The organism is Mesorhizobium sp. M0296 (assembly GCF_040321675.1).
Taxonomy (GTDB): domain Bacteria; phylum Pseudomonadota; class Alphaproteobacteria; order Rhizobiales; family Rhizobiaceae; genus Mesorhizobium.
On record NZ_JAMYRZ010000084.1, the window covers coordinates 1 to 8659 of the forward strand.

The following is an 8659-nucleotide window of genomic DNA, read 5'->3' on the forward strand; positions in this document are numbered from 1 at the left end:
TAGGAACCACCAACCCACCGCGGCAGACGAACCGTGGTCGTTTCCAGCGGCTCGGCGTGGAGTGACTCCGGAAGACCGACGATACGGGCAGCGCCTGCCATTGCAGCGCCGGTCAGGAATCGGCGGCGGGTTTGCAGAATCTGCATCAAGCGCTCCTCTTCCGATTTGCAAAAGGCAATTCTGGCCGGAACCGAGCAAAAGAGGTTTCGGCAGAGGCAGAGCGCGACGAGTGGTTGTGGAACCTAGCGCGCCTAGTCCGATGCGGGAGTCTTGCGCTCTCAGTCGCCGGCCCATGTATTAGCAACCGACGATATACTGACGATACGCCCAATTTGCGTAGGTTGCGAGCGCAAAACTTACTACGCCAATCCGCGTCCGAAGAACGATAGCGGACGTTCAGCGGGTGGGGCCGGCCGCAGTAAACTCGAAGTGGCCATTCGCAACCGCGCAAACGGTCTCCCACTGACAGCGAGGTGCTGGCGGGACGCCAAAAGCCGCAATTCCGCTGTCGGCCACGCCGCGCCCGAGACCCTCGGATCGTTTCTCCAATGGCCAATATTGGCCGAAGGAGAATGACGATGGGCATTTCACAATACGATCCGGCAGCCAAGGGGCGGCCGGTATGGAACGCTGGTCGGCAGGTCGGAGCCAAGCGAGCCCCGAAGCCGCGGCAGATATGGGCAATCCGCTTCTTCCTCAATCGCGAAGGACGAATGAGGGATCATGCCTGCTTGACCTCGCGATCGACAGCAAGCTGCGGGGTTGCGACCTAGTGAAGATCAAGATCGGTATGCTTGGGGCGGGTCCGGAAATCCGGGCCCGCTTCAATGGTGGTTCAGCAGAAGACCGGCGACCGGTTCAGTTCGAGTATCACGTCAGATGCGCGAGCAAGTCTGTTGGCATGGCTTGAGAGACGTAGCGGAACAGTGGACGACTTCGCGTTTCCCAGTCGTGTTGATGCCGCCGCGCATTTGAGCACGAGCCAATATGCACGACTGGTGGATGAATGGGTGTCGGCGATCGGTCTGCGCCGAGAAGAGTATGGCACGCACTCGCTTCGCCGCACCAAGCCTCCATCATCTACAAGGCGACAGGCAATCTCCGTGCGGTGCAGATCCTGCTCGGCCACACCAAGATCGAGAACACGGTGCGGTATCTCGGTGTGGATGTAGAAGATGCGCTCGCATTATCCGAGGCGACAGAGGCCTGACCACAAGCGGCTCCGCTCGACTGGTGGAGCCGCGATCGGCAATGCGCCGATGTCGGTCATCGGGCTCGCGTTCTTTGATTCCCCAAAGCGGACGCAGCGGCATGCGTCGCCAGGATAGTAATTGCGGACGCAGCTGTCACTGGTTCAGGCGAGGCGGCAAGTAGACGACCAAGGTCAGTCCGGAATACCGGCACGGCGCAGGAGCGTGACAATCTTATCGAGCACCTCCGCCTCCCTGTAGGGTTCCTAGCGACGAAAGACCTTGAGTGTGAAGCGCGGATGGGCCTGGCGCATTACCGCGATCGTCTCCGCGGCCGCATCAGGCTGGCCATCGGCCAGCCTGGCAAGTCGCAACATAAAACTGAGGAAATGAAGGTGTTTGGTACGCATCGGCGCCCTGAGCGTGAGGCCCACCAGCGCTCGTGGCCCACTTCAAGGGTCGTTTGCAGCCCATGATTTCTGCTGGGCCGCATACGGTCGGCCGTCACTCCGGCAACCCCGCGAACCGCATCTGCTTGATCCAGCGGTCGAGGCTTCCGGGTGCGGTCCAAATCTTGTCCCACTCCCTGCGTTCTTTACTGATGGATTCACTGGGAGTGTTCTGGAGGAAAACCGCAAGCGCTTCCTTTGCCTCTCGCTTGTTTCCTAGACAAGCGTGGATCCCCGCAAGCATGCGCTGTGCGCCGCTCGGGATCCTGGACATTTTCCGCATCGCAGCCAGCGCCGCCCCACAATCGTTCTTTTCCCAGAGCGCCCAGCCCATCTGCCAGTGAAACCAGTCAGGGTGGAAGGGATCGATGCCTTTGGCCTGCTCGATCCGATCGATCGCTTCGTCGGCGCGGCCAACATACAGCAGCACGTTCGTACTCATGACGAGGATATGCGAGTTGCTCGGGTTCAAGGCGATCGCCTGATCGTACTGGGCAAGGGCCTGCTCGACCTCTCCGGCTTCGGTGTGGATGCTGGCGCGGACCTCATGCGCTTCTGCGTCATCAGGAGCGAGCAGGATGGCCTTGTCGGCGTATTTGGCAGCGAGTTTCAACGCCTCGTTCCGGTTGTGTTCCTGCGCGTGCCACCCGAATACCGCGTCATTGCGATAGTACCAGGCCAGCCCGATATAGCCGAACTGGGAGTTCGGATCCGCTTCGATCGCCTTGAGGCTGAACTGCCTTAACAGCTCGTTCCCCTCGGCTGAGATATCCTCTCCGATCTTGGCCCTCCCCATCAGGTAATAGCGGAGCGCGCTGACCTGCGCGGCATCGCTCTGTGGCAACGGTCGCTCGATCCTTATTCCGACCCGATCCGCAAGCGTGCGGATGATTTCCTCCTGGACGACGAAAAGATCGCCAATCTCCCGGTTGTAGGAGTTGGCCCAGACATGTGATCCGTCATGCGCATTCAGCAACTGGGCGGACACTTTCAGCCGGTCTCCGATCTTCTGCTGGCTGCCTTCGAGCAGGTAGTCGACGCCGAGTTCATCTCCGATCTGCCTGGTCTCGACCGGCTGGTCCCGGTACCTGAAGCTCGAGTTCCGGGCGATGACGGCATAAGTCTTGCTCCGCGCCAGCTCGGTGATGATCCCCTCGGCAACGGCATCGCTGAGATATCCCTTGTCCGCACCGGCACTCATGTCGTCGAAGGGAAGGATCGCAATCCTGGGCATGCCGCTCGAACGAACGGGAGCGGCTCGCCATGCTTCCGCGCCGTAGTATGCGCCGATCGCTGCCGCAAGGAGAGCGAGTGCAGCAAGAATGAAGCCGCGCTGCGATAATCGTGTCCTGGCACGTTCCGTGCCGGCTGCGGCGTTTGGGTCCGCCGCGTCCGATAGATCGGCGTTCAGTCGGTAGCCTCTCTTTGGGACGGTTTCCACCATCACGTGCGCGTCGTCCCCCAACGCGCGGCGGATATCGGCAATGCATTGAGTGAGGCTGTCGTCGGTCACGAAGGTCTCGGGCCAAACCGCCTGCATCAGCGCATCCTTGGAGACGATTTCGCCCGGTCGCGCCGCGAGCACCGAGAGCACCTCGGCGGACTGGCTGCGAAGATTGACCGCTTTGCCTTCGACGGTTCGGAGTTCTTTGCTTTTGGTCAGGAAGACGAAACCGCGGAACGTGATCGTTTCAGCAGATTTCAGGTCAATTTCAGGGGCCGTTCGGGACATTTCACCTTCCTGGCGCGCTTCCTAGTCTAGCCCATTCGGCCTTCGCCTCCAAGCGACCCCAGCAGCACCGGATGAAACGGAGGACGACATGAATCGCACCAAGCTCATCATCGCTCTGGCTCTTCTCTTGGCAGTGCCAACGGCTGCGAAAGCAGATCCTCAATCTCTAAATGCAACCGCGCATGTAATTTCTCTTGTATTTGTCGATGGCCGCATCGATGAACGCCGAGAACAAAAATCCTTCGACACGATCAAAACCTGCCTCGCATGGAAGCACCAGGGGGAATTTCTTCCGCCGCAGCCGGGTTCTTTTGTTTCTTTCACGTACTGTGAGCTAACTAACGTTGGTCCTACTCGGACGGCCAGTATCTTCCAACTTACCCAGGAGGGTCAGTGAGGGCGATCCTCGACCGCCCCTGCCGCGCCGCCCGACGACGGCGACCCCGACGAACCGGACGACTTCGGCCCGCCGTGCGCGTGCTGCGGCGGCCGCATGATCGTCATCGAGCTGTTTGAACGGTGGAGGCAACCGCGCGGACCACCACACGGCTCCCGGTCGACCGGGAGCAGCACGCCATGACCGGGCATGGGATGGTTCAGCCTTCAGCTGCAGGCACTCAGCCGCCGGCAACGGATCGACGCACGTCCACGATGATCCTCGATGCTGAAGAGGTCGCGTCCAGCTGCCGACCAAGCCGACAACACCGCGCGGGGGCGCAACGAAGCGGTCTGTCCGCATTCACCCCAGCGCTTCCCGACGGCGGTCACGCCATCGCCGACGTCTGCCGAAATCCGAAATCCCCATAGCCATCGTCTGCGGCCCGCGGGTTCCTTCCTCGGGGACTTTCGTACGCCTGCGGCGCCCGAAACTCTTCACGTGAGCCGAACGGCGACTGGTCCCGCGGCAATAACCGGACGGACAGCAAACGGCCCCGTGCCGCAGGCAAGATCGGTGAAGACGAAGCGTCCCGGCTCCTCGGCCCTCGGACTCCATGCAGCAGGCCATAGGGCCTCGCGATGGGCCATATAGCTGGCTTCGATGACTTTCTGGTTGGCCGCCAGCCCGTTGGCGAACAACTCCTGATTAGACGCCATTTGCCGCCCGGCCTTGGAACTTGACGTTCTCCCGCGCAGTCCCATCCAATTGCCGCCCGCGTGGGTAACGCGGATACTTCACCAGGTCCCGAAATCACATGCGCGCAGCCGCCGTCTCTGTCTGATCTTTGGACTTAAACATATCAGTAGAAAATAGCTGTAACCATCTTTCATCTTGCCGCGTATGATCCGATCATCTGCCGTGCAAGTTTGAGGACATGCAATGAAGAAGGCCGCTGCTCTCGTCGTGCTTTCCCTCGTTATCATGCTGCCCGCCGTGGCAGCCGCGCAGTCCTGCGTGCCGGAGCTTGGGCCATCGCCGCCGCAGGATGCTATGCAGCTGTATCCCGGCGGTGTCGAGAAGGCGCTGGCCGCGCTGCCGGACATCGTCAAGAAAGTCAAGGAAGCATCCGACGTTCCCGGCTTCGCCGTGGCGGTGGTGCATGGCGGCAAGATGATCTTTGACGAGGGCTATGGCCTTCGCGACAACCGGGACGACACTTCTAAGGTCAGCAGCACCACCATTTTCCAGGTCGCCTCGGTGTCGAAGTCGATCTCGGCCACGGTGGCCGCGATCGCCATGACGAAGGACCACAGCTTCGACTGGGATACCCCGGTCGGCAAGGTCTGGGACGGCTTTCGCCTCAATCTCGACTATGTCTCGGGCAACGCCACCATCGGCGATTTCTTCGCCCATCGCTCGGGCCTGCCGATGGCGGCGGGCGACGAACTCGAGGATCTCGGCTTCCAGCGCAAGCAGATCGTCGGGAGCCTGTGGATGGTGCCGCTCGATCCCTTCCGCATCTCCTATCACTACGCCAATTTCGGCACGACGGTCGGCGCCGAGGCGGTGGCCCACGCCGAGAAACAGCCCTGGGAGCCGCTGGCCAAGAGCCTGTTGTTCGATCCGCTCGGCATGCGCTCGAGCAGCTATCGGCACGAGGACTTCATTGCCGCCGGCAAGAACCGCGCCCTGCTGCATGCGCGCGTGGCGGAGAATGTGTTCGAGCCGCTCTATGACCGCGACCCCGACCAGCAGGCGCCGGCGGGCGGCGTCTCCTCCAGCGCCCAGGATCTTGCCAAGTGGATGATCCTGCTGCTTGGCGACGGCACCTATAACGGCCAGCCCATGATCGACCCGAAGATCCTGCAGCCCGCCATCACACCGCAGAGCGTGACCTACCGCGGCGAGACGCCCGATACGCGGGCCAGCTCCTATGGCTATGGCTTCAATGTGGGGGTGAACGCCAATGGGCGCACCACCATGGGCCATTCCGGCGCCTTCCTGCTCGGCGCCGGCACCACCTTCCAGATCTTGCCCTCGGCCGATGTCGGCATCGTCGTGCTCACCAACGGCTCCCCCGTCGGCGCCGCCGAGGCGGTCGCCGCCAGCTTCATGGACATCGTGCAATATGGCCAGGTCACTCGCGACTGGTATCCCTACATCAAGCCGCGGTTCATGGCCTACTACAAGCCGGTGGGCGACCTCGCCGGCAAGGACAAGCCGACGAACCCCGCCAAGGCGCGCAGTCCATCCTTCTACGAGGGCCAATATACGAGCAACTATTTCGACACCGCCACCGTGCGGGCCGATGGCGACAAGCTGATGCTCGAACTCGGCCCCAAGCCCATGCAGTTCACGCTCGAGCACTGGGACGGCGACACCTACGCCCTCACGCCCCGCGGAGAGAACGCGCCGACCGGCTCGCTGTCATCGGTGAAGTTCGTCGGTTCCCCCGGCGGCATTCACGCGCGGGTGATGACGGTGGATTATCTCAATGAGAACGGGTTGGGGCATTTTCAGAGGTAGGGGTGGAGGCGTTGGGTGCTCCATACACCCTATGCCGTCGACTCGGACTATTCCGCGTGGGAGCGCTCTAAGTCTCGATCGGGCGGAAAGTGGTCGCACACGGGAGCGGCCGATGCGCCCGCCGGCTCGGTCGTGCCATTTCAAGACCCCGCGGTGTGCTTTTCCAGAGCGACTTTCGCCTATCGGAAGGAGTCGGGCGGATTCTCCCATAGCCGACAGTCCGCGTCCGGCCCCAATCAAGTCGTTTCGTAACCGGCAGCCGCTTGCGGGTAAGGTCCTGATAGGCGAAACTGATTGGAACCGGGAGGGTTTGCCACCTCGCCTCCGAGGTTGGCCGCCGACAGAGTGCTCCGAAATGGACCGCAAGCTCGCCGCCATCCTTGCTGCTGACGTTGTCGGATACTCTGCCATGATGGAGCGCGACGAGGCGGGTACGCATGAACGGGTGCGCGCCGATCATAAGGAACTTTTCGAACCGACAGTAGCGCGTCATCATGGCACTATCTTCAAGCTGATGGGCGACGGCCTGCTGGCGGAGTTTTCTTCTGTCGTCGAGGCGATGGAATGCGCGGTTTGGCTGCAACGTGGGCTGGCCGAGCGAAACGCCTCGTTGCCGAAAGACCAGCGCGTGGAAGTGCGCATCGGCGTCAATCTTGGCGAGGTGATTGTCGAGGGTGACGATCGGTTTGGCGAGGGCGTAAATATCGCGGCGCGACTAGAACAACTTGCCGAGCCTGGCGGCATCTGGGTGTCTGCAAAGGTCGCGCGCGAGGTTGAGAAGAAGCTGGCTTTCGGCTTTCAGTCGATGGGCCCGCAGAAGGTCAAGAACATCTCGGAGCCGGTGGAGGCCTATCGTGTCACGATCGGCGGCAAGGCTAGGCCCAGGCGCGCGAGCCGCAACCGCTCGCGGCTGCCAGCCGTGGCGAGCTTCCTGGTGCTGGTCTTAGCAGCCACAGCGGTCCTGGCGTGGTGGCAGTTCTATGGAACAAAGCGCGAGATAGACCAGGGTGGTATCCCGACCGTTGCGGTTCTGCCGTTCAAGAACATGAGCGGCGACCCGAAGCTGGAGTATTTCAGCGACGGCATGACAGACAATTTGATCTCGATGCTGGCAGGCGTCACCGAACTTAAGGTGCTCTCGCGTAGCTCTACCTTTGTCTACAAGGACAAGCCAACCGATGTCCGCCAGATCGGCCAACAGTTGAACGCGGCCTACGTGATCGAGGGCGGCGTCTGGAAGGAGACGGAGCGGGTGCGGATCACCGCGCAGCTGATCGACACGCGCACAGGCGAAAATCTCTGGGCGGAAAAGTTCGATCGCTCGGGAAGCAATCCCCTCGTGATTCAGGACGAGGCGATCGAACGAATCATTGGCACGCTTGGTGGCCAGCGCGGAAAAATGTACGACATGGAGTACAAGAAGGTCTGGGAAAAGGACACACCGGATCTTGAAGAGTACGACTTCTTCCTTCGATCCAATTTCTTCTTTGGGCAGTTTACGCCCGAGAGCCTGGTAAAGGCGACGGACATAATTCTTGAGGGCTTGGCCAAATTTCCCGATTCGTCGCTGTTATCGTGCGGACTGGCCTGGGATCACGTCTTGGCGGCTGGCCTCGCTTTTGACGATAAGCCTGAAGAGCATTGGCGCATGGCGTCTGAACTGGAAGCAAGGATTCTTCCACGGGCTAACCTCGGACCCGACGCAAGAAAAAGCTGCTTGTGGTCATCCGTCTACGTCACTGCTTATCAGGGGAAATTTGATCTGTCTCTGCGCAGGGCCGACGAGGTGATCGCGCTTTCGCCCGGAGACGCGTTTCTCATCGGCGACCTTTCATCAGCAGCCCGCTTCAGCGGCCTGACTGACAAGGCGATTGAGCGAGCAGAATACGGGCTCAGGAACGATCCAAACTTCGCCGATTACTATCTCGTGATGAAGGCAAATGCCCTGACGGATATCGAAAAGTACGCCGAATCTGCTGCCCTGATCACGAAGGCGTCAGACTTCCAGATCACTGTTCCGCTGCTACGTGCCATCAACGATGTCCATCTTGGAAAAACTGACGATGCACGCAGTGAAGTCCTCAAGGCGCTTGCCATGCAACCGTGGCTTAAGGCCACGCGGTGGCGCGATATGACGTTCCATATCAATCCTGCAGTGATTGATCGACAGGTGGCCGACCTAGTGGCCGCGGGACTGCCAACGAAGTAGTTTCGGTTGGAAGCCGGAGTACAGGCGTGCAGTATCCTTCCCCGTCGTTAGTTGCTTTCAGGATGCACCGATTTGAATGTCAGCTTTGGACCGATAGTGTTGAAGAAGTCGGCGATGAAGCCGTGGATCCACTCGCACCGAAGCGTCTTGATTAAGGTCGACGCGACCTCCTCG

The 8659-nt window shown here is 60.8% G+C and carries 6 protein-coding genes and 2 pseudogenes; 5 read left to right on the forward strand and 3 right to left on the reverse strand.

Translation table 11 applies throughout. From position 1 onward, the window contains the following. Positions 1–146, reverse strand: a 146-nt coding sequence (locus NKI97_RS35015; RefSeq protein WP_352838566.1) for a twin-arginine translocation signal domain-containing protein, incomplete at its 3' end; no start/stop codon positions are given. Between the two features lie 432 nt (positions 147–578). Here NKI97_RS35015 and NKI97_RS35020 point away from each other — a divergent pair. Further along, positions 579–1210, forward strand: a pseudogene (locus NKI97_RS35020) (tyrosine-type recombinase/integrase). A 246-nt stretch (positions 1211–1456) separates the two neighbouring features. On the opposite strand, the gene NKI97_RS35025 reads toward NKI97_RS35020, so the two are convergent. Further along, entirely contained in the window at positions 1457–1624 is a 168-nt protein-coding gene (locus NKI97_RS35025; RefSeq protein ID WP_352679411.1) for a hypothetical protein, read from the reverse strand. A 70-nt stretch (positions 1625–1694) separates the two neighbouring features. Beyond that, positions 1695–3371 carry a winged helix-turn-helix domain-containing tetratricopeptide repeat protein gene (locus NKI97_RS35030; RefSeq protein ID WP_352838562.1) on the reverse strand — a complete coding sequence of 559 codons (1677 nt, stop codon included), beginning with the start codon at positions 3369–3371 and terminating at the stop codon, positions 1695–1697. Between the two features lie 88 nt (positions 3372–3459). Here NKI97_RS35030 and NKI97_RS35035 point away from each other — a divergent pair, with 88 nt between their 5' ends. The 4 genes and pseudogenes from NKI97_RS35035 to NKI97_RS35045 all read left to right on the forward strand — a co-directional run bounded on the left by NKI97_RS35035 (position 3460) and on the right by NKI97_RS35045 (position 8485). Next, positions 3460–3768 carry a hypothetical protein gene (locus NKI97_RS35035; protein ID WP_352838563.1) on the forward strand — a complete coding sequence of 103 codons (309 nt, stop codon included), beginning with the start codon at positions 3460–3462 and terminating at the stop codon, positions 3766–3768. Positions 3769–3789: 21 nt separating this feature from the next. Next, positions 3790–3951 (forward strand): annotated as a pseudogene (locus NKI97_RS35655) (IS91 family transposase); the annotation flags it as partial. Between the two features lie 738 nt (positions 3952–4689). Continuing rightward, positions 4690–6276, forward strand: coding sequence for a serine hydrolase (locus NKI97_RS35040; protein WP_352838564.1), 1587 nt, complete (start codon positions 4690–4692; stop codon positions 6274–6276). Positions 6277–6631: 355 nt separating this feature from the next. Beyond that, positions 6632–8485 carry an adenylate/guanylate cyclase domain-containing protein gene (locus NKI97_RS35045; RefSeq protein WP_352838565.1) on the forward strand — a complete coding sequence of 618 codons (1854 nt, stop codon included), beginning with the start codon at positions 6632–6634 and terminating at the stop codon, positions 8483–8485. The last annotated feature ends 174 nt before the right edge of the window (positions 8486–8659 follow it).